The 20,229-nt window shown below is 42.6% G+C and carries 18 protein-coding genes and 1 pseudogene; 18 read left to right on the top strand and 1 reads right to left on the bottom strand.

The window, feature by feature from the left end; all coding sequences use genetic code 11:
* Nucleotides 1-371 precede the first annotated feature (371 nt).
* The 18 genes and pseudogenes from V1L65_RS02595 to V1L65_RS02510 all read left to right on the top strand — a co-directional run bounded on the left by V1L65_RS02595 (nucleotide 372) and on the right by V1L65_RS02510 (nucleotide 19,367).
* Entirely contained in the window at nucleotides 372-1,082 is a 711-nt protein-coding gene (locus tag V1L65_RS02595) for a formylglycine-generating enzyme family protein (RefSeq protein WP_442955663.1), read from the top strand.
* Nucleotides 1,079-2,110 carry a sigma-70 family RNA polymerase sigma factor gene (locus tag V1L65_RS02590; RefSeq protein WP_442955661.1) on the top strand — a complete coding sequence of 344 codons (1,032 nt, stop codon included), beginning with the start codon at nucleotides 1,079-1,081 and terminating at the stop codon, nucleotides 2,108-2,110. Before V1L65_RS02595 ends, V1L65_RS02590 begins: the two co-directional genes overlap by 4 nt.
* Before the next feature lie 73 nt (nucleotides 2,111-2,183).
* Nucleotides 2,184-2,618: an SRPBCC family protein gene (locus tag V1L65_RS02585; RefSeq protein WP_331697588.1), complete on the top strand. Its 435-nt coding sequence runs from the start codon at nucleotides 2,184-2,186 to the stop codon at nucleotides 2,616-2,618.
* A complete protein-coding gene (locus V1L65_RS02580; protein WP_331697500.1) occupies nucleotides 2,615-3,037 on the top strand; it encodes a VOC family protein in 423 nt (140 codons plus the stop codon). The genes V1L65_RS02585 and V1L65_RS02580 overlap by 4 nt, the downstream gene beginning before the upstream one ends.
* 312 nt (nucleotides 3,038-3,349) lie before the next feature.
* The gene (locus V1L65_RS02575; protein ID WP_331697596.1) at nucleotides 3,350-3,499 is read left to right on the top strand and encodes a hypothetical protein; all 150 of its coding nucleotides are present in this window, start codon (nucleotides 3,350-3,352) and stop codon (nucleotides 3,497-3,499) included.
* A complete protein-coding gene (locus V1L65_RS02570) occupies nucleotides 3,441-3,626 on the top strand; it encodes an erythromycin esterase family protein (protein WP_331697587.1) in 186 nt (61 codons plus the stop codon). Before V1L65_RS02575 ends, V1L65_RS02570 begins: the two co-directional genes overlap by 59 nt.
* Before the next feature lie 154 nt (nucleotides 3,627-3,780).
* Nucleotides 3,781-6,267, top strand: coding sequence for a fibronectin type III domain-containing protein (locus tag V1L65_RS02565; protein ID WP_331697499.1), 2,487 nt, complete (start codon nucleotides 3,781-3,783; stop codon nucleotides 6,265-6,267).
* Between the two features lie 128 nt (nucleotides 6,268-6,395).
* The gene (locus V1L65_RS02560; protein WP_331697498.1) at nucleotides 6,396-8,135 is read left to right on the top strand and encodes a sensor histidine kinase; all 1,740 of its coding nucleotides are present in this window, start codon (nucleotides 6,396-6,398) and stop codon (nucleotides 8,133-8,135) included.
* A 12-nt stretch (nucleotides 8,136-8,147) separates the two neighbouring features.
* Nucleotides 8,148-9,791 (top strand): response regulator transcription factor, encoded by a 1,644-nt coding sequence (locus V1L65_RS02555; protein WP_331697497.1) that lies wholly within the window; start codon nucleotides 8,148-8,150, stop codon nucleotides 9,789-9,791.
* A gap of 214 nt (nucleotides 9,792-10,005) precedes the next feature.
* Nucleotides 10,006-11,070 (top strand): glycoside hydrolase family 172 protein, encoded by a 1,065-nt coding sequence (locus V1L65_RS02550; protein WP_331697496.1) that lies wholly within the window; start codon nucleotides 10,006-10,008, stop codon nucleotides 11,068-11,070.
* 134 nt (nucleotides 11,071-11,204) lie between these two features.
* Nucleotides 11,205-11,969 carry an ABC transporter permease gene (locus V1L65_RS02545; RefSeq protein ID WP_331697495.1) on the top strand — a complete coding sequence of 255 codons (765 nt, stop codon included), beginning with the start codon at nucleotides 11,205-11,207 and terminating at the stop codon, nucleotides 11,967-11,969.
* A gap of 29 nt (nucleotides 11,970-11,998) precedes the next feature.
* On the top strand, nucleotides 11,999-12,898 hold the full coding sequence (locus tag V1L65_RS02540) for a carbohydrate ABC transporter permease (RefSeq protein ID WP_331697494.1): 900 nt from the start codon (nucleotides 11,999-12,001) through the stop codon (nucleotides 12,896-12,898).
* A gap of 33 nt (nucleotides 12,899-12,931) precedes the next feature.
* Nucleotides 12,932-14,638, top strand: coding sequence for an extracellular solute-binding protein (locus tag V1L65_RS02535; protein WP_331697493.1), 1,707 nt, complete (start codon nucleotides 12,932-12,934; stop codon nucleotides 14,636-14,638).
* A gap of 188 nt (nucleotides 14,639-14,826) precedes the next feature.
* Nucleotides 14,827-15,299 (top strand): annotated as a pseudogene (locus tag V1L65_RS02530) (hypothetical protein).
* 172 nt (nucleotides 15,300-15,471) lie between these two features.
* Nucleotides 15,472-17,076: a catalase gene (locus V1L65_RS02525; RefSeq protein WP_331697492.1), complete on the top strand. Its 1,605-nt coding sequence runs from the start codon at nucleotides 15,472-15,474 to the stop codon at nucleotides 17,074-17,076.
* Nucleotides 17,077-17,205 carry a hypothetical protein gene (locus tag V1L65_RS02520; RefSeq protein WP_331697491.1) on the top strand — a complete coding sequence of 43 codons (129 nt, stop codon included), beginning with the start codon at nucleotides 17,077-17,079 and terminating at the stop codon, nucleotides 17,203-17,205.
* A 237-nt stretch (nucleotides 17,206-17,442) separates the two neighbouring features.
* A complete protein-coding gene (locus V1L65_RS02515) occupies nucleotides 17,443-18,804 on the top strand; it encodes a sodium-dependent transporter (protein ID WP_331697490.1) in 1,362 nt (453 codons plus the stop codon).
* A 20-nt stretch (nucleotides 18,805-18,824) separates the two neighbouring features.
* Nucleotides 18,825-19,367 (top strand): YfbM family protein, encoded by a 543-nt coding sequence (locus V1L65_RS02510; RefSeq protein ID WP_331697489.1) that lies wholly within the window; start codon nucleotides 18,825-18,827, stop codon nucleotides 19,365-19,367.
* Between the two features lie 87 nt (nucleotides 19,368-19,454).
* Here V1L65_RS02510 and V1L65_RS02505 read toward each other — a convergent pair whose 3' ends face one another.
* Nucleotides 19,455-20,207 (bottom strand): SDR family NAD(P)-dependent oxidoreductase, encoded by a 753-nt coding sequence (locus tag V1L65_RS02505; RefSeq protein ID WP_331697488.1) that lies wholly within the window; start codon nucleotides 20,205-20,207, stop codon nucleotides 19,455-19,457.
* Nucleotides 20,208-20,229: the final 22 nt, after the last annotated feature.

Here is a 20,229-nt window from a genome sequence, read left to right as displayed (position 1 = left end):
CTTATAAAATGATACGGTATGGAAATGAGCTCACGGTACGTTTCCGCCAGCTCATTTTTAATGCCTTAGTCTGCCTGCAAAAAAATAGATAGTTAAATCATCTCTTTTGCAAGTATCTTCGTCGAAGGTAATTCACCTAAATCGCCAATACCCCGTTAAGCTGAACCTACCACAAAAAAATATTTTTAAAACTTTTTAAAGCTGCTTTGCAGGAAAATACGGTTCCAGAATGGAATTCGTTGGTGGTATTGAGGAAGTCATACATGTTAGATTTAACCTTGAAGCAGCACCTCGAAAGACAGGAGGGAAATAAGATTATAGAAAAGTACGGAAATGACAAAGAGCGTTTTCTAAAAGACATAATGAATTTGATGGTGCTAATAGAGGGTGGATCCGTTGAACTGCGCGATTATATCAATATGAATAAATGGCTTAGTTCGGATTACACGTTATCAGACCCTGGAAGTGGAAGTAATAGAAAGGTTATTACATGGACGGAAACGATTGAACCTTTCTATGTAATGAAGTATCCGGTAACACAGCATTTGTATCATTTTGTACTGAACGAAGAAGAAGTAGAACCGAATGTGTGTAACCTCCCAATTACGGAAGTTTCGTGGATAGATTCGCTTGTCTTTTGTAACAAATTGTCCAGAATGCTTGGCAGGACTGAATGCTACAATATCGACAGTGAAAGTAAGAACACGATATATAACAACAAGGCGAATGGCTTTCGTTTGCTATCAGACGCCGAATGGCAGTATGCATGTAAAGCGGGAACCACGGGATATCGGTATGCAGCAATTGATCAAATCGCATGGTATCTAAAAAACTCCAATGGATCAGCTCAACATGTCGGAAAGCTGCTGCCTAATCCCTGGGGGCTTTACGATATGATCGGAAATGTGTGGGAATGGTGCTGGGATCTATATGATACTAATCGATATGGGAATTATAGGGTCTTCCGCGGAGGCAGTTGGGCTGAGGTTGAAAACAATTGTGGTTCAACGGTCAGAAGGAAAAGCATGCCTGAATTCAAGATAGATGACCTTGGTTTTAGAATAGCACTTACAAAACCTTGAGAACACGAGATCTAGAGAATACGATAACACACACACTAAATACATTTTCCCTAAAAAAGGAGGCTAATATGAACGAGACGACAGTTGATTTGCAGTTATTAGAGAATTTGAAGCCGGAGTTAACATCGTATTGCTACAGAATGCTTGGATCTATCGAGGACGCGGACGATGCTGTCCAGGAGACTAGCATACGTGTATGGCAAAGCTGGAACTCATTCAGGCAAGAATCCTCGTTTAAAACATGGGTTTACCGTATCGCAACTAACTTATGTCTGGATAAACTAAGACAAGCTAAACGCCGTATCCTTCCCGTTGATCTGTCAGATCCTGCGACCTCTATTATAGAACCCAGGAAAACGCTGCCTGACTCTTCATGGATATGGCTTGCTCCTGACTTTGGGGAGAATCCTGAAGATGCCCTCATTCGCAAAGACACCCTGCAGCTCTGCTTCATAGCCATCTTACAAGCCTTACCGCCTCGTCAACGTGCTGTGCTTATTTTGAAAGACGTATTTGAGTGGACCTCCAAGCAAATTTCTGAAACACTAGGCATGTCGCCAGCGGCCGTTAACAGCGCCCTACAAAGAGCTAGAGAGACGATGGACCGGACCAAACTGCGTTCCGACGAGCTCAGCCGAATGGATGTTGAGCCTGATCACGAGCTGCTGTCCCGGTATGTGGATGCTTTTGAGAAATTTGATATTGATGCGCTTGTTGCATTATTCCATGAGGAAGGCTGTATGTCCATGCCTCCATTCCCGATGTGGATACGTGGCAAGGACGATTTGTTCAAGTTCTTCTCACTGACTCGCTGGCATTGCGAGGGTTCCCGCTTTCAGCCGGTAGCTGTGAACGGAGGTTATCCCGCATTAGCACAGTATGCACCGAATCCTGAAGATACAACCATCCTGATTCCTTGGGGGATTCACGTTCTCGAAGTCAAGGATCAGAAAATACTCCATGTTCAAAATTTTATTAACACCAAATTATTTTCTCGATTTGGGCTGCCGGAGCAAATTCACCGATGAATTTTGAATTCGACTGACGTCTATATTATTGAGAAACAAAATAACGATGATATTAAGAGAGGTGTCGTTCAAAATGGATATAAGCAAATCGACAAAAGTAACCGTTCAGGCAGTAGTGAAAGCGCCAATTGAACAAGTATGGAGCTATTGGACAGAGCCGAAGCACATCACGAAATGGAATCAAGCATCCGAGGATTGGCATGCGCCGAGGGCGGAGAATGATTTGCGAGCTGGTGGAAAGTTTCTAACTAGAATGGAAGCGAAGGATGGAAGCATGGGGTTTGATTTTTTTGGGGTATATGATGAAGTACAGCAGCATGAGCTGATTTCATACACCATAGAGGATGGAAGAAAGGTCGAGATCACCTTCGAGGATCTAGGCGGCGAAACGAAGGTTGTTGAAACTTTTGATGCTGAAAGCACCCATCCCGTCGAATTCCAGCAAGCGGGCTGGCAAGCGATTCTGGACAATTTCAAACAATACACAGAAGAAGGGGTGCAAGGATGACAGTAAAGCTAACCCCTTATATAACACTGGAGGGAACTGCAAAAGAAGCTATTCAGTTTTATGAACAAACAATCGGCGCAAAGGTTCTCTCGATTATTACTTACGGAGAAATGCCGGAAATGCCAAATACTTTTAATGATGAACTAAAGAATCTCATAGCACATGCAAAGTTACAAGTAGGTGAGACGGAACTCATGTTTTCTGATGCTCCAGGAGGTCTGCATATAGCAGACGGAAAACGGGTTACCATATGCATTACAACAAACGATGTGGAAAAATCAAAACAAATTTATGAAGCCCTAAGGCAAGATGGGCAAGTCAATATCCCTTTTCAGGAAGAGTCTTTTAGTCCTGGATTTGGAGATGTAACGGACAAATACGGCGTCACCTTTCAAATCTTTACGGAATATCAAAACTAAATGAAGAATAAAGAGCTGTCCCAAGGTGAGCAGTAACAAGTGAATAGGATATAACTATAAAAGGCACCGAATTTGGGTGTCTTTTTCGTTCACTCTATAAAGGTAATTAGAAGCCCTTAACATATCACAACGTGCTAAGGGTTATTTAAATTTGATTTTTCAATTGGTATGAACACAACCACTTACATCATCGCTGTTTCCCGAATAGATGCACCATTTGGCGGAAATGATAGGTAAACCATCATTGAAAGATGCAAGTATTATCTACCTAATTCGTACCTAAACATGACAATTCAAAGGGGGTGAATGTATATGCAGGAAGAAGAAATTATACTTGAAATTCAAAAAACATCTAAGCCCATTAAGACGATGGAAGATCTACATATGGTCGTACAAGCCGTTGGTGATATTGAGATTGTTATGCAAGGTGCTCAATCAACCGCTTGGACATCGGGCAATTGACGTTGTTTACCACCCGGAATTTGAGTGTGGTAACTATGTGCCATCCATACTCCCAAGCCGGTATGATGCTTTTATCTATGTAGATCAGTCACGAGCACTGGAACCGCTTAGGCAGCCTGTTCTATAAATGGGCACTATGGTTTAGTTTCTTTAAATTTCGCCCTAATTTGCAATTTGTTCGTAATACTAATAAATGTCCACTTGCCATCTAACTATTGTCTACTACGAAGAGTTGAAATTCCGATTATGATTAGACTATTAACGATGGGAGGTTGTGGACAATGATGGCTCAAGGTATGAAAAGAGTATTATTTTGCATGGCATTAGGATTGGGGTTAATTACTTTCTCAAGTGTGATATGTGCGGCTGCAGATACTATAGAAGATATAGACAATAAGGCGGCGATTTATAGTTTGCGTCTGGTTGAAAGCGATTACAATGGACCGTTAATACAGGTAAGACGATCAAGCGACAATGCAGTAGAGGATATTTACAGTGCTGCTAATGGTGAATTGGCCATCGATGCATTGTTGAAATTTGTAGGAAACTCAAACGGTCATGTCGCGGTATGGTATGACCAGAGCGGGAATGGAGCTGATGCGGTGCAAGCCGTTTCCAATCTTCAGCCGCTGATTGTGAGTGAAGGAGCAGCTCAGTATGTGGATGGCAGGCTAGCCATTTACTTTGATGAGTACAATGAACTGTCTCTAAGCTCGATCAATACGCCTGCTCCGCTTTCAATTAACTTGGTAGGAAGAACAACGTTCGGGAATGGCAGCCGTTTTATATTTGATCCTAATGGCGCTGAAGTCTACCGTTGGAATGTTGCTCCTGCAGTCAATGAACTTCGAGCAGGCAATGCTGGTCATCTGATACAGGCCTCGGGTCTTGATTTTCGAGAAAGCTTCGTAAGCACCAGCATCATTAATGGTTCATCTTCTTCCATTTCATTGAATGGCGATGTTGTTCTCGGCAATATGGGGACAGCAGGACTTACATCTGCTGCAACCATCGGAAGCAATGCGATAGGAGTCGGACTGGTAGGATATATGCAAGAGGTGCTTGTATTCGCTGACGCATTGACTTCGGCGGAACGATCCGTCATTGAGGCCAATCAAATCGAACAATATTTGACGCCGGGTAAAGTTAGGAAAATAAAAGCCGCCGTATCCAGCAATCAAGTGAATATAAGCTGGGCAGCGCCCATCTCCTCTTATGCATCGGTCACCAACTACAGAGTCGAGTATAAACTTTCTGCTTCGGATACATGGCAGCTGCATAGCAGCACAGCTTCTAGATCGGCTATTGTGTCGGGACTGGATGCGAATCAATGGTATGATTTTCGAGTTCGGGCCGTTAATAGTTATGGCGCAGGACTTTCATCCGATGTATTATCTCGCAAACTTGGCGGTTCCTGGGGGAAGATTGCGGATGACTCCGCTCAATCTAATGTGCTGGCTTCAACCCTGATGTTTCCGGGAATTCCGAACAGTAATTTTATGTCCGCCTATACAGCGCTGCCATTAGAAACAGAAATGGGATTTCAGGAAGAAGATATCCGGCTTCAACTGCAGCGTATGAAATCGATCGGTATAAATGCGGTGCAAATCAGCTTTTTCGGCGCTGACACGTTAAGCGGTTCCAAGTTTCTTCCTATGAATGCATGGAGAAATCGTACTGATGGTCAAATTTACGAGGACTATGACCGCTTAATTTCATTAATTGAGGAAGAAGGACTATATTTCTATCCTCTCATTGAAACGTCAAGCACAATGCCCTTCTATTTGGATTTTGGCGTAAATAATGAAAACATAGTTAATAGAATTGGTTACTGGGCGGAACGCTGGGGAGATTCCCCGAGCTGGCTTAAGCTGTACAATCAAGATGGCGAGGCGAAACAGGTTGTATCCTTTATTGAATCCATAAAAATAGGGACATATTCGGCCAACTTTTTTAAAGACAATCTTACAAATATAGCGGAAGCTGTTGCAGAGCATTACGACATTGAAATTGGTTTTGCTCTGGATCCGACAAGACTGCCAAAAGAAACGGAGGGCGGATTGCTGCCGGGCGCATATGGACCGAGACCTGCGGATCTAGCTAATAATGAGTACGTTCTGTTAATCCATCCTTGGGAAATAACAGTTGATGGAAGCAGTGACGAAGCAAGAACGCGATGGGCTACAAAATTATTGAAGACATGGAATGATGCGGGGTTTCCGACAGCTTCCTTTGTTATTGCAGGTTACGATTCGACCAATGTATTCCCTGACAGCGATGTATATGGTAAAACACCGCAATGGCTGGAATTGCAGAAAACACTGGCTACATCGGGGCTGGGTTCGGCAGGAATCACCTTTGGTCCGTGGAATGGATGGACAGAATGGTTCCATATTACAACATCCAGAGGGAGTACAGGCGATACCAACCTGAATTGGGCAATGGAAAGTATTCGCATTAATCAGCAGCGCGCGAGCACCAAGCCTGGATTTGTAGAAAATTTAGCGGGAACAGGAGCAAGTTCAAGTCTCAAACTGACTTGGCATGCACCGATTTCTGATGGAGGAAGCGAGATTACCGATTATAAGATTGCTTACAGGGTAAGCGGCAGCGGCACTTGGTATGAATGGGCTGATGGCGTCTCGCCAATAACCGGGGCCACTATTACGGGACTTGCTGCCAACACGCTCTATGAAGTTCAAGTTAAGGCAGTCAATGTTAACGGAGATAGCGAAGGTATTACAGTCGTTCAACTAAGTACATTGTAGATGCAAACCAATTGGGAAGCTAAACACTTTCTCTAGCAGCATGTCATAGGATCGCATGACAGGAAAGCTATAATTAGCTAGTTTTAGTATGTTACTATATAAGAAAAAAATAGAATGGGGATATCCCATTGAGAAAAGCTATCCTTAATATGTCACTCTCCAACAAAATTGTGGCCATGGTATTTACCATGGTCATGATTCCTGTTTTTTTGATAAGCTGGTTTTTTTTCAGAGAAATGCAGCATTCGATTAGGCAGGAAGTAAGCTCGAACTATGTTCATTTTGTAGAACAGTATGCAGTAAATTTGAATTACAAATTGGAGATATACAAAAATTTGTTGCAAACATTATCATCTAATCAAAACTTTCAAACAATTATGCAACAGCAATATCAGTATGATACCAAAGATTTAGTCTATATTAGTAATTTTTTTACATCGGAAATGAAAAATGTTATCTTTTCTGACTATCCGGAGATTTACAATATTATGTTCTACGCCGAGAGTCCGCAATTTCCGAGAGATGGCAGGCATATTGCCAATCTTGAAGCTATGGAGGAGGAGCATTGGTATTCCGATGCTCTATCAACCTTAATGTTGGAATCTCTAGTTTTTGACTATCAAACATTAGGATTGAAGAAGAAAATTGTTTCTTTTACCAGTCCAATGAAAGATTTGAGCGATGGCACTTACAACCGCACGTTGGCTTTGATCAAGATTGATGTTGACGCCGCTCTGATCTTTGAGGAAAGCCTTGTAACGAATTATTCCAGTGATTATCAGTTTGCCATTAGAGATGGCAAAAATAATATTTTATTTGCTTCTCATGAGCAATTTACTGCTCAGCTTGACAACGATACTATGCAGAATAGAGACGCGATTGTGCATTTGACATCAGGAGAGGTTCTAATAAGGAAGCCCGTTGAAAAATTGAATGGAGAGGTTCTTTTTCTATTTCCTGATTTTGAAATCGAACAAAAAACGAAAGCCGTTTTTAGTAAGGTTGTCACATTTGTCATCGCCATCATTATTTTTACATTTGTGATGAGCTATTTGATGTCTCTCATATTAATGAAGCGCTTGCGACGTTTTATAAGAAAGATGGATAGTGTTAAGGAAGGAAAGCTGGAAATAACCGAATATATTGAAGGCAGAGATGAAATTGCCATTATCGACAGCCAGTTTAATACCATGGTGCGGAGACTGAATGAAGTCATTCAAGAGAATTATATTCAAGGGCTGTACAAGAAAAGAGCAGAATTGTCTGTTTTGCAAAATCAAATTAACCCGCATTTCCTGTTTAATACGCTGGAATCAATTAATTCCATGGCTTCGATTATGGAAGCCCGGGAAATCAGCGCAGTTACGGAGAGTCTGGGAGATATGCTGCGTTATAGCATTAATATAAGCGACAGTCTGGTTCCGTTAAGCAATGAGCTTAATAATATTGTCCACTATGTAAATATTCAAAATGTACGCTTCGATGACCGGTTTTTGCTCTCTATTCAGATTGCGGAGCATCTGCAGAATGTCAAGGTGCTGAAGCTTATTTTGCAGCCCATTGTTGAAAATGCAATACTCCATGCTTTTCGTGGAAGAAGAGGCGTCGGTCGAATTGAAGTGACGGCGGAGCAGCAGGACGGGCAGTTAAGGCTTGTTATTTCTGATAATGGCATAGGCATGTCTTCGGAGGTTTTACAGCATCTGAATAATACGCTTGCTTCCAGTGAACATCACAGCGACAGTATTGGACTGCACAATGTTCATTCCAGGGTTCATCTGACCTTTGGTCAGCAATACGGGGTACAGATTGAGAGTGTGCCAGGCGTCGGAACGAAAGTCGCAATAGTCATGCCATTTGCAAAATAGGAGAGGACAGCTATGTATAAGGTGCTTATTGTAGATGACGAAAAGTGGATTCGCAAGGGGATCGTGCATAAATTGCAGCAAATAAATGTTCCGTATGAATGGGTGAAAGAGGCTGCTGACGGCAGTATGGCGATGGATATCATTCAGGAAGAATGTCCCGATATTATTATTACAGATGTCAAAATGGATGATGTAGACGGTATTTCCTTGATCAGGCTAGTTAGGGAAGCGGGACTGGATGTGCGGTTTATGATCATCAGCGGCCATGCTGAATTTGAATACGCCGAGCAAGCGTTAAATATGGGGGTAATGGGTTATTTATTAAAGCCGATCAAGGAGGAACAATTCCGATCTATATTTGCTAATCTTTGTGAAGATGTGAAGAAAGGCAAGGAGAGGCAGCAGTCAGAAGCTAAGCGGGAGATACAAATGAAGAAGACCAAGCAGCTGATAGAGGAGCAAGTGCTCAATCATGCTTTGTCTCAGAACAAGACCAAGAGTGAAGAATATTTTCCTAGCGATCTGCTTGCAGAGTGGGAGCATACAGCTGCTCCGTTACCAGAGTATTTTCAACTTTTCGATCGTCCCAATATGCAATATACGCTTGTCATCGTTCATATTGATCGAACGAATTACAGTGGTGAACGATTTAAATATCAGGATTTGGGTTTGATGAAATTCGCGATTAAAAATATTTCAGAAACCTTGTTAATGGACAGGCAATTTTTGATCGGAAATAATTTGAAGGACCAAAATCAGGTTCACATACTACTGCAATTCGCACAAAAAGATGGGCACACAGCGCAAATTGAGCAATTTATTTTCCGCCTGTTTACAACCGTGACCAAGCTGTTGAAAATAACGGTTACCATCGGAATCAGCTCGACTTTGCCGCAGGTTTCAGAAGAATTGTACAAACAAGCCCGCGCAGCATTGGATTTGAGGTTTATTAAAGGGAATCATAACGTATTTTATGCCAAGGATGTATCTATGTCCTCACGTATAGATATTCCGATAGAGCAGCTCAGCCTGCTCAGCAAAGCAATCGAGCTATCGGATTTCAAAAATGTCGAAGTTATTTTATTAGAGCTGCTATCCAACAAAAAGCTTAAGGACGCTTCATTATTAGATTTTCGTTTGATTTACATGGAGATTATTCGGACTTTGATGCGATTATGCTCTCAGCAGCAATTAGAGCTGCCAGATTCGATTGATTTTGATTTTATGAATATGGATTTGGTGCAGCACTTTGATCGCACGGAAGATCTAGTGCAATATTTACTAACAACCATTGTCACCTTGGTCAAGCCGGAACATCGGCTGCCTATGGACTGCAGCGCAATTGTTCAGAACATTAGAGGCTATATGCAGGCCAATTACGCTGACAATTTAACCGTGAAGGAGCTGTCCAGAAAGTTCGCCATTAACTCTAACTATTTGTCAACCTTGTACAAGGCGGAAGCAGGCATTACTTTTGTCAAGGAACTAACGGGCATTAGGATGGAGAAGGCTCAGCAATTGCTGCAGCTTACTGGAATGTCTATTGCGCAAATTGCCCTAAGTGTGGGATTTGAGGACGTTCATTACTTTCACCGCAAGTTTAAGCAAATGTATGGGATTACACCGCTTGAATATCGGAATCAAGCAGCCAAATAAAGAAATGGAACCCCGGGATTGTCGATTTTAGAATCGATTTGAATCGGGTTCCTTTTTTTTATATCAAATCTGATAGAAAACGTATGAGTTTCGTCCAATACACAGCAAAGATTAATCCATTATGCAACTATCCAGAAAATTTTATGATAGATACATTAACACTTTAGAGAGGGCGATACTGATGTTTAACGGTTTGGAATTACATCCTAATAATTTGTGGAAGTTATCAAATGCAAGATCGAGATCCATTTCTCCTGAGAATCCTACAGGCGAAGTTGCAGGCGGAGCCAAAGCTGAAGCTGACCCGAATGGTCCCGCGAGAGAGCTTGGATTGGGGTGGAAATGCAGGCCTTGCGTATGGGTAAAGCCTGGGGAGACGCTGGTTTTAGCGGATATTCAAGATGAGGGTGCCATTCAAAGTATTTGGTTTGCTGGCACAATAGGAAGAGATTTTATTTTACGGATTTATTGGGATGACTGCGAGCAGCCGTCAGTAGAGTGTCCGCTTTCGGATTTTTTTGCAACTCCGTTTGCATTTATGGATCCGGCTGTGCCGACCAAGGGGCCATTCGCCCAAATCAGTTCAATGATGGTGGCGGTTAATCCGAACCGAGGCATGAACTGCTTCTGGGAAATGCCTTTTCGAAAACGCTGCTACATGACACTGGAGAATATTCATCCTTCTCAGGATCAGGTTATTTATTATCAGATCAATTACACGCTTACTGATGTGCCGGATGATGCAGCATACTTCCATGCTCAGTTCAGGCGGCAAAATCCGTTGCCTTATGGCGAAGTATACACGATTGTGGATGGAATTGAGGGCCAGGGGCAATATGTGGGCACTTCCATGGGCTGGGGGATTAATAACAACGGATGGTGGGGAGAAGGGGAAATCAAATTTTATCTCGATGGCGATGAGCAATTTCCTACCATTTGCGGTACGGGTACCGAAGATTATTTTGGCGGGGCATTCAATTGGGATGTAGATGGGCAATACCGGACTTATACAACGCCTTATATGGGTATGCATCAGGTACTAACTCCGGATGGGTTGTATCAATCCCAACACCGGCACGCTATGTACCGTTGGCATGTTGTCGACCCGATTCGCTTTCAGAATGATTTGAAGGTTACTATACAGGCTTTGGGGTGGCGGGACTCGGGACGTTTTTATCCCGGAACGCATGATATTAGTTCGGTTGCATATTGGTATCAGGCAAAGCCAGCTAAGAAATTCCCTGTCTTTCCAACACGTAATCAGGTAGAGATAGTATGATCTTGAAGAGGATATGGAGGTACAAATATTTATATTTATTTTTATTTCCGGCCTTGATCTATTACTTTATCTTTGCCTACATTCCCATGTATGGTGTCACATTGGGGTTTAAACACTTTCAGTTTAATAAAACCATGTGGGAGCTTCCTTGGGCGGGGTGGAAATACCTGGATCAGTTCGTTAACTACTATAAGTTTTGGGATTTGATCCGTAATACGCTTGTCATTAGCTTTTTGAAGTTAATGTTTGGCTTCCCAGCTGCATTAGGGCTGGCACTGCTGCTGAATGAAATAAGAAACCGATGGTTCAAACGTGTCATTCAAACAGTATCATATCTACCCTTTTTCGTATCCTGGGTTGTGATTATCACCCTGTTCTCGAAAATATTATCTCCGAATGCAGGTCCAATCAATGAACTGAAGGTCAAATTGTTTGGCGGAGATCCTATTTTCTTTATTGGAGATCCATCATGGTTCTATTCGATTGTGGTCATGTCGGACATATGGAAGCATGTAGGGTGGAACACAATTATTTTTTTGGCTGCAATATCCGCGATCAATCCCGATCTATATGAGGCTGCCAGCATGGATGGCGCCAAGCGCTTCCAGCGCATGTGGTACATCACGCTGCCAAGTCTCAAGCCGATTATCGGAATATTGCTCATATTGTCTATGGGAGGGCTAATGAGTGCAGGCTACGAGCAGATTTATTTAATGCGGCAGCCAAGCAACTTATCCGTGTCCGAAATATTGGATACGTACATTATCCATATGGGCCTTAGGCAAGGGTATTACAGTCTGGCTACAGTAGCGGGCTTATTTCAAGGCGTAGTTTCCTTGATCATTATTTTCACGGCTAATACGATCTCTAGGCGTGCGACGGGTGTTTCCTTATGGTAAACATTCAAGGAAGGGAGGTCTTACGCTAATTGTTCTACAAAGAAACGTTAGGTGAAAAATGGTTTACCCTGTGCAATTATGTCTTTCTTATCTTATTTGGATGCAGCACCGTGTATTTGTTTTATTACATCTTCGTGCTTTCCTTTAATGATGGGATTGACGCTTTGAGAGGCGGTATTTATTTCTGGCCGAGAGAATTTACACTGGCCAATTATGCGACTGCTTTTGGCAATCCCAATATAATAAGTGCATTTCAGCTTTCATTGCTTCGCACAGGGACAGGAACCATTTTATCGGTTATGCTGACTTCTATGGCGGCTTATGCGCTTCTGAACAAGGAGCTGCCCGGAAGGAAATACATTATTTTCTATTGCTTTTTTACGACCTTATTTAGCGGCGGAATTATTCCGTTATATATGCTGTATAAACAAATCGGCCTGATCAATTCCATCTGGATTTACATTATTCCGGGCATGTACAGCTTCTTTAATATCATCATTATTCGAACCTATTTTGAGAATATTCCCTACAGCCTGTCGGAGTCTGCCAAAATAGACGGCGCAAGCGATTTGCGTATTTTCTTTCAAATCTATTTGCCGCTGGCCAAGCCTGTTTTGGCGACCATAGCCCTGTTTGTGGCGGTAGCGCATTGGAATGATTGGGTGACGGGAGCCTTTTTTGTGAATGATCCCAATATGATTCCTGCAGCAACGCTGCTGCAAAAAGTGCTTGCGGAAACATCGTTTGAGGCGAATGCAATGCAGCAAAGCATGAATTCCGACTTGATGGCCAGAGCAGTATCCAATACAACGCCTGAGGCGTTAAGGATGGCTTTTGTTATCATCGTTACAATTCCGGTTATATGTGTGTATCCATTTTTGCAAAAGTATTTTGTAAATGGTGTTATGATAGGCTCGATTAAAGAGTAATAAAGTACAATTATTTTGAGGGGGCATTGGACGATGAACATTTGGCTTAAGAAAAGTTTCTCGCTTTGTATGATTCTATTGCTTTGTTCAGTTGCTGTAATGGGTTGTGCGGGAACAGATAATGGAGCTTCCCCAACTGTCTCGCCTAAGACGAATGCAAAAAGCGGCGGCAGCAGCGACGATAAACCGGAAGAGGTCACGTTGAAGCTGTTGGTTGCCTGGCAAGGCCTGTCCTTCTTGGCGCCTTCCGATCTTGTAAATAATCCTGTTGCCCAAGTTATTAAAGAAAAGACAGGGGTTACGCTTGACGTCGAGTGGATTACAATTCCTGAAATTGAGCGTTTGAATTTATTGTTTGCTACCGGCAACATGCCGGATATGGTGATGGCTCCTTATTGGGGAGGACAGGATGTGCATACGGTTGCGATCAAAAAGGCGGCCCGAGAAGGGTTGATCATGCCGCTTAACGATCTGATTAATCAGTATGGACCCAATATGAAGGATGCTTTTACTGTCGGTGTGGCTTCTGACTTCAGTGAAAACGATTTGGAGGATGCATCATTCAATGGCGAGCACTATTTCCTTCCTATGCACACTCCTTTGAGTCCTGATGACACGACGCAGTGGGCGTACAATGTATTCGTTAGAAAAGATATACTCGAAGCATTGAATGTTAAACCATCCGATATTCGTCATTCCGAAGATCTGTATCCGTTGCTGCAGAAAATTAAAGAAGGTGATTTCAAAGATACTGCAGGGCGTCCCGTTATTCCGTCGGGTGCATGGCAGAACGGCTGGAATTACTCTTCTATGCTCAATTCATTCTCTGAAAATAATTTTACTGCTTTCACAAAAATTGACGGCGAATACCGTCATGGCATCTTCTCGGAGTTGACTGACAAGCGAGTATTATTTATGAGAAAGCTGGTGTCAGAAGGTCTATTTGATCCAGAAGCATTCCGCCAAAACGATACGGTCGCCAAAGAGAAAATGGCAACAGGGCGAGTAGCTATGGTTAGCGCACACTATCCTCACATGAATACGGTTCTAAGCCAGTCTTTATATGTGGATCATCCGGAAATGGAATATGTACCTGTAGGACCGATTGTGGATGCAAACGGTGAAAATACGATGGTGGAGTCTAAAGTATTAAAAGGACAATCCGGCGTGCCGGGACTATTTATTACAAGTGACAGCAAAAATGCGGAAGCGGCGATGCGCTACTTAAACTTTATCAACAGTGAGGAAGGCAAACTCCTGGCATATTTAGGAATTGAGGGCGAGCATTGGACGATGGATGCGAACGGACAACCGAAGCACACGGAACAGTTCTTGTCCAACGCCAAAAACGACCCGAGTTATGCAGTTAATCAGGGGATTGGAAGCGTCTATACGTTAGGTGTATATGGTTTGCCGAATCGTATGTTCACAGCAGCCGGCGATACAGCAGATATTGACGAGTTGTATGAGACAGCGAAGAATATATACGGTTTGACAGTAGTGGACGGTTATCGCTTAAGTTATTTCAATGATGAATATCCGGAATTTGATAAGATTCAAATGTTGCTGGATAGCAATACCCAGCGTGACATCATCGAGAGCGCCTTTTTTGCTGGAAGTGATGATAAGGCACTTCAGATTTTGAATGATTACCGCGAACAATTGGTCAAGGGTGGCATTCAGGAATACGAGGCGTTTATGAACGAAAAAGCCAAAACCAGAGACGATATTATTCATTAATCTGCCTTTCTATCATGTTATCTCAATTCTCATCTGGTACTCTCAAGGAGAACGTCCATCACGGGCGCTCTCCTTTTACAATTTAACTTCCATTACAGTTGTTTATTGCCTGATGTATAACATCTTCTCTTCCCGTAAACGCTGAAAATATTCTATTTAACGAAATGCGGAATTCGGGGGGATAGTACATGCTAATCGGAAGTCACGTATCTATGGGCGGCAAGGAGATGTTGCTTAAAGCCAGCAAAGAGGCTGCTTCTTACGGAGCGAATACATTCCTGATATACACCGGTGCTCCACAAAATACGAAACGAAAACCGATCTCTGATTACAAGATTTCAGAGGGGCATGCGCATATGAAAGAGCATGGAATCAGCAATATTGTTGTTCACGCTCCTTTCCTAGTCAATCTGGCAAACTCCGTGAACAATCAAGTGATTCCAAGAATGAACGCGGCTCCCATAAAGATCGGCACGAGAATATCGGACATGGGTTCATAGGTCTGCATGCCTTGGACTATATTGTTCACCATCCTCAACTTTCTAATCTACCCAAACTGCTTGAAACCCCATCTATAGGACCTATTAAATACAAAAACCCTCCGTATAAACATGAAATTGCTTTACTGAGAAGAGAATTAACAGAACCAATAGAAAAGTAGCAGACTGTTGAAAAATAATTCTAACGAAGCTGACAAGCGTTATTTCAACGAAAATAGCTCATTTTAGATTGTAACGAAGCGTATCAGCTCTATGTGTGAACAAAAATTAGAATAGTATCCAATGCTATTGGTAATTATTATTTAAAGTTGGAAATTTAGGAGGGGCTTTTAATTGAAGAAAAATAATACTGAAGTATCAAAGGAATTGAAACGCGAAACCTTAACAAATAGACAAGGTCATCCGATTACGGATAATCAAAATTTACGGACAATTGGCAACCGTGGTCCTGCTACTTTAGAAAATTATCATTATATCGAAAAAATTTCGCATTTCGATCGCGAAGAAGTACCGGAGCGCGTTGTTCATGCGCGTGGTGCGGGTGCTTTTGGTTATTTTGAGACGTATGGCAAGGTTGGGCAAGAACCTGTTGAAAAATATACCCGTGCCAAAGTGTTTTCAGGTGCAGGTAAGCAAACCCCTGTCCTAGCTCGTTTTTCTACAGTAGCAGGCTCAAAGGATTCACCAGAAACTGCCCGTGACCCCCGTGGCTTTGCAATAAAAATGTATACGGAAGATGGAAACTGGGACTTAGTCGGTAATAATTTAAAAATATTCTTTATCCGCGATGCAATGAAATTTCCAGATATGATTCATGCATTTAAAGCAGATCCAGCTTCAAATATTCCAAATCCAGAAAGAATGTTTGATTTTGTGTCACGTACACCGGAAGCAACTCATATGATTACGTTCTTATTTTCGCCATGGGGAATTCCAGCGACTTATCGTCACATGCAAGGCTCTGGCGTTAATACGTATAAATGGGTCAATGATAAAGGCGAGGCTGTCTTGATTAAATATCACTGGGAGCCGAAACAAGGAATTCGAAACTTGACGCAAGAAGAAGCTGATGCAATTCAAGCAAAAAACGTTGGGCATGCAACACAGGATTTATATGAAGCTATTGAGGAAAGTAATTACCCTGAATGGGAGCTTTTCGTGCAAATGATGAGCGATGATGAGCATCCAGAGCTCGATTTTGATCCGCTTGATGATACAAAATTATGGCCAATAGATAAATTTCCTTTCTTGCCGGTTGGTAAAATGGTCTTAAATCGGAACCCGACAGACTATCATGCAGAGATTGAACTTGCTGCATTTGGCACAGGAGTATTAGTGGATGGGCTCGATTTCTCCGATGATAAAATGCTGCAAGGTCGTACCTTCTCTTATTCGGATACACAGCGTTATCGAGTGGGAACAAATTATTTGAAATTACCGGTTAATGCGCCAAAGGTGCAAGTTCGAACCAATCAGCATCGTGGCCAAATGGATGTACCTCGTGCAGAAGAATTCGGTGGAAATCCTCATATTAATTATGAACCGTCGATGATTGGTGGTTTGCAGGAAGCTGATTCAACTAAGCGGCCAAAGCATGAACCTATGTACAATGATAAATTGCAAAGCGCGCCAATTGATCGCCCAAATAACTACGGACAAGCTGGAGAGACGTATCGTAATTTTGAAGAGTGGGAACGAGAAGAGCTTATTAAAAATTTGTCGAATGCATTAGCTATTTGTGATGTGCGTATTCAAGAGGCAATGATTGAACACTTTACACAAGCAGATGAGGATTATGGTCGTCGTGTAAAAGAAGGCATTGCTGCAAAAATGAAAGAAATGCAAGTGTATAAGGCCCAAAAAGGCGAAGGTTCTATTTCTGCGAATGAGGCTGTAGATAAGGCTGAAAATGCGGGAACAAAAGCAGAACCATACTAAGTGGCTAGCGCTTCGGCAGCTGACATTTTTCCAGCGGTATCGGTGAAGGGCGACAATAAAGGCAACTTCAAGCCGCATCAGGCCACACTGTGCGGAGCTGATGCTTTGTTAAGAATGTCTGCTTGGTAAGCTCGGATATATGTAATTGCAAGGAAGCTTTTGCATGGTTCTTACTGTGCAACGGCTTTTTTTGCGTGAAACTGCGGAATTGTATGGCTGCGGCATCTCAGTATTCTTTTTGTAATGGAAGAAACGGCTGCAGCATAGTGTCGCTGGGCGAGTGAAGTCAACACATCAAATATGACTTTTTTGTTTTTTTACGTTATTGTATAAAGGACATAATTACAATGAAATGGATTGAATCACATGCAAGAATCAGAACAATGGTCGTCGAAGATTGGTTTTATTTTATCAGCAGCAGGATCAGCTATAGGAATAGGTGCAATATGGAAGCTCCCTTATGTCACCGGTATAAGTGGGGGAGGCGCCTTTTTTCTTCTGTTTATTTTATTTTCTTTGTTTATGGGTCTCCCATTGTTATTGGCAGAGTTTGTTATCGGCAGAAGCACGCAAAAGGAAGCAATTAGCGCTTATCGTAGTTTGGCTCCTAATAGCAATTGGCATTGGATTGGAAAAATAGGGGTATTTACTTGCTTTCTCTTATTGTCTTTTTATAGTGTAATTGGCGGTTGGATTGTTATCTATTTTGCAAAAGGTTTATTTGGCGGAATCATTAGCGAGGGAGCAGATTACGGTTCCGTTTTTAATGCGACGATTGAAAATCCGATCTTGGTTATTGCAGCGCAGTTTGTATTTTTAGCGATTACCGTTGCAGTTGTTGCAAAAGGGATTCAAAATGGAATTGAAAAAGCAAGTAAAATTTTGATGCCTGCTTTATTTGTACTTTTTATTCTTCTAATCATTCGCTCACTTACACTTGATAACGCAATGGAAGGTGTGAAGTTCTTTCTAGCACCGGATTTCTCGAATATTACATCTCGAAGTATTTTGTTTGCGATGGGACAGGCTTTTTTCTCCTTAAGTGTCGGAGTATCAGTAATGGTGACGTATAGTTCATATCTTTCAAAAAAGGAAAGCTTGATTCAACCAGCTGTTTCAATCGTTACAATGAACTTATTGATTGCTCTATTAGCAGGCTTAGCAATCTTTCCAGCTGTATTTTCATTGGGATTAGAACCAACTGAAGGACCTGGTTTGCTTTTTGTTGTATTGCCTGCCGTGTTTGATCAAATCGTTTTTGGAGAAGTGTTCTTACTAGCTTTTTTAGCATTATTTTTATTTGCTACATTAACCTCGGCCTTTTCTATGCTAGAAATCATTGTAGCATCTGTAGTGAAAGGGAAAGTAGAGAAAAGAACAAAATATGCATTTATGGTTGGTGCTCTAATTTTTGCAGTGGGAGTTCCCTCTGCCCTATCTTATAGCACTTTTGTTGATGTTTTAATTTTCTCAAACAATTTATTTGATTCGGCTGATTATTTAGTTAGTAATATTTTAATGCCGCTTGGAGTATTTTTGATTTCTATTTTCGTTACTAATAAGATTAAGAGAAGCACTTTGCGAGAGGAACTATTACAGCATTCTCGCTTAGGGGCGTCTGTGTTTCAAATATGGTTTTTTATAATGAGGTTTATTATCCCTTTAGTCATTATCGTCGTATTTCTTAATATTACGGGAATACTTGATAAAATAGTAAAGGCTTTCTAAATGAAGGGCATTACGATAACTTGAACAAAGATAAAGAAATTGCGAAGTTGGATAGGAGAGGACTTATGGGAATAATGGCCTGTTACTTGAGTTTAAATGATGCTCTGGCGGATGAAGTGGCACAACTGGACAATACAGCTATCCCTACCAAGATTGAGCAATTGATGGAAAATCGACTCTGTCCGGTTTACGAGATGGATAAATGTTGGGACGGGCTGCATTTTCTTTTAACTGGTGTATCTGCATCTCAGCCGATTGAAGATGATCCTTTGAGCGAGGCGATTGTAGGTGTCCATGTTCTGGACACAGAAGACTTCATAGCAGTCATTGGCTCGGACGAATTGCCGCGCATTGTCGAATCACTGCAAGCCGTCGATAGGATTGAGTTACGAAAACAATTCAAACTCTCAGCATTCAGGGAACAACAGATTTACCCGAACATTTGGGTCGACGAAGAGACAGATGAGCTTTTCGCAGAGTTAACCTTGGAACTGAAAAACTTGATTTCCTTTTATGAGCGCAGTCGTGACCAAGGGCATGATATATTGATTAGTATTTACTGATTTAAAGTCTTGACCCCTATATAGGCCCAACACGTTAGATCAATCGTTCCAATAAAGAATCGTTTTTGCACATAAAACCGCCTCAGCTCATTCCATGACCAGCCCGCCGGTAACGGGCGTATAGGTTCCGGTCAGAAAGCGCGCGCCGTCGCTGGCGAGAAAAGAAACAACGCCCGCCACATCCTCCGGCTCGGCGATTCGGCCCAGCGGCGTAAAGCTGCCTATCATGCGGCTCTCTTCCTCAGAGACCATAGCAGGCTCATCGCTTCGAATGAAGCCGGGCGCGACGACATTGGCTGTAATCCCGCAGGGGCCGAACTCCTGCGCAATGTAGCGCGCAAACGTATCAAGTCCGCCCTTCGCCGTACCGAATGCGAGATACGAAGGGGTAGGGTCTTTGCCCTCCGTGCTGGACAAATAGATGATCCGGCCGAATTGCTGTGCCGTCATCGCCGGGATGACGGCTTTTGTCGATTCGAACGCCGCCTTCAACTCATCGGTCAACTGCCGTTCGAACGATTCCCAGGACAGCTCGGCAAAGGTCGCGGCTTTAGCGCTACTGCCCGCATTGCATACGAGAACATCGATACGCCCGAAGGTGTGCTGCACGGCATCCGCAAGCCGTTTCATTTGCTCCGCGCTGCGGGCATCCGCTTGAATCGTCAATGCCTCGCCGCCATTCGCAACAATCTCGGACACAACGGCCGCGGCGGCCAGCTCATTTTCAAAGTCGTTGACGACAACCTTCGCTCCTAGTTTAGCAAGCTGAATGCACGTCGCTCGTCCGACTCCGCGAGCGCCTCCGGCAACAATAGCTACTTTTCCATGTAAGGACATCATGAGCAACCCATCCTCTCTGAAC

Source organism: Paenibacillus sp. IITD108 (genome assembly GCF_036541265.1).
In the GTDB taxonomy this organism is placed as follows: Bacteria; Bacillota; Bacilli; order Paenibacillales; family Paenibacillaceae; genus Pristimantibacillus.
Note: the sequence above shows the minus strand (reverse complement) of the source record. Positions and strands in the feature narration are given on the sequence as shown.

What these genes read in the sequence shown, in the direction of transcription:
- V1L65_RS02595 (WP_442955663.1), top strand. Translation starts at nt 372, where the DNA reads ATGGTGCTAATAGAGGGTGGATCCGTTGAACTGCGCGATTATATCAAT.
- V1L65_RS02585 (WP_331697588.1), top strand. Translation starts at nt 2,184, where the DNA reads ATGGATATAAGCAAATCGACAAAAGTAACCGTTCAGGCAGTAGTGAAA.
- V1L65_RS02580 (WP_331697500.1), top strand. Translation starts at nt 2,615, where the DNA reads ATGACAGTAAAGCTAACCCCTTATATAACACTGGAGGGAACTGCAAAA.
- V1L65_RS02575 (WP_331697596.1), top strand. Translation starts at nt 3,350, where the DNA reads ATGCAGGAAGAAGAAATTATACTTGAAATTCAAAAAACATCTAAGCCC.
- V1L65_RS02565 (WP_331697499.1), top strand. Translation starts at nt 3,781, where the DNA reads ATGATGGCTCAAGGTATGAAAAGAGTATTATTTTGCATGGCATTAGGA.
- V1L65_RS02555 (WP_331697497.1), top strand. Translation starts at nt 8,148, where the DNA reads ATGTATAAGGTGCTTATTGTAGATGACGAAAAGTGGATTCGCAAGGGG.
- V1L65_RS02545 (WP_331697495.1), top strand. Translation starts at nt 11,205, where the DNA reads ATGTGGGAGCTTCCTTGGGCGGGGTGGAAATACCTGGATCAGTTCGTT.
- V1L65_RS02535 (WP_331697493.1), top strand. Translation starts at nt 12,932, where the DNA reads ATGAACATTTGGCTTAAGAAAAGTTTCTCGCTTTGTATGATTCTATTG.
- V1L65_RS02515 (WP_331697490.1), top strand. Translation starts at nt 17,443, where the DNA reads ATGCAAGAATCAGAACAATGGTCGTCGAAGATTGGTTTTATTTTATCA.
- V1L65_RS02505 (WP_331697488.1), bottom strand. Translation starts at nt 20,207, where the DNA reads ATGATGTCCTTACATGGAAAAGTAGCTATTGTTGCCGGAGGCGCTCGC.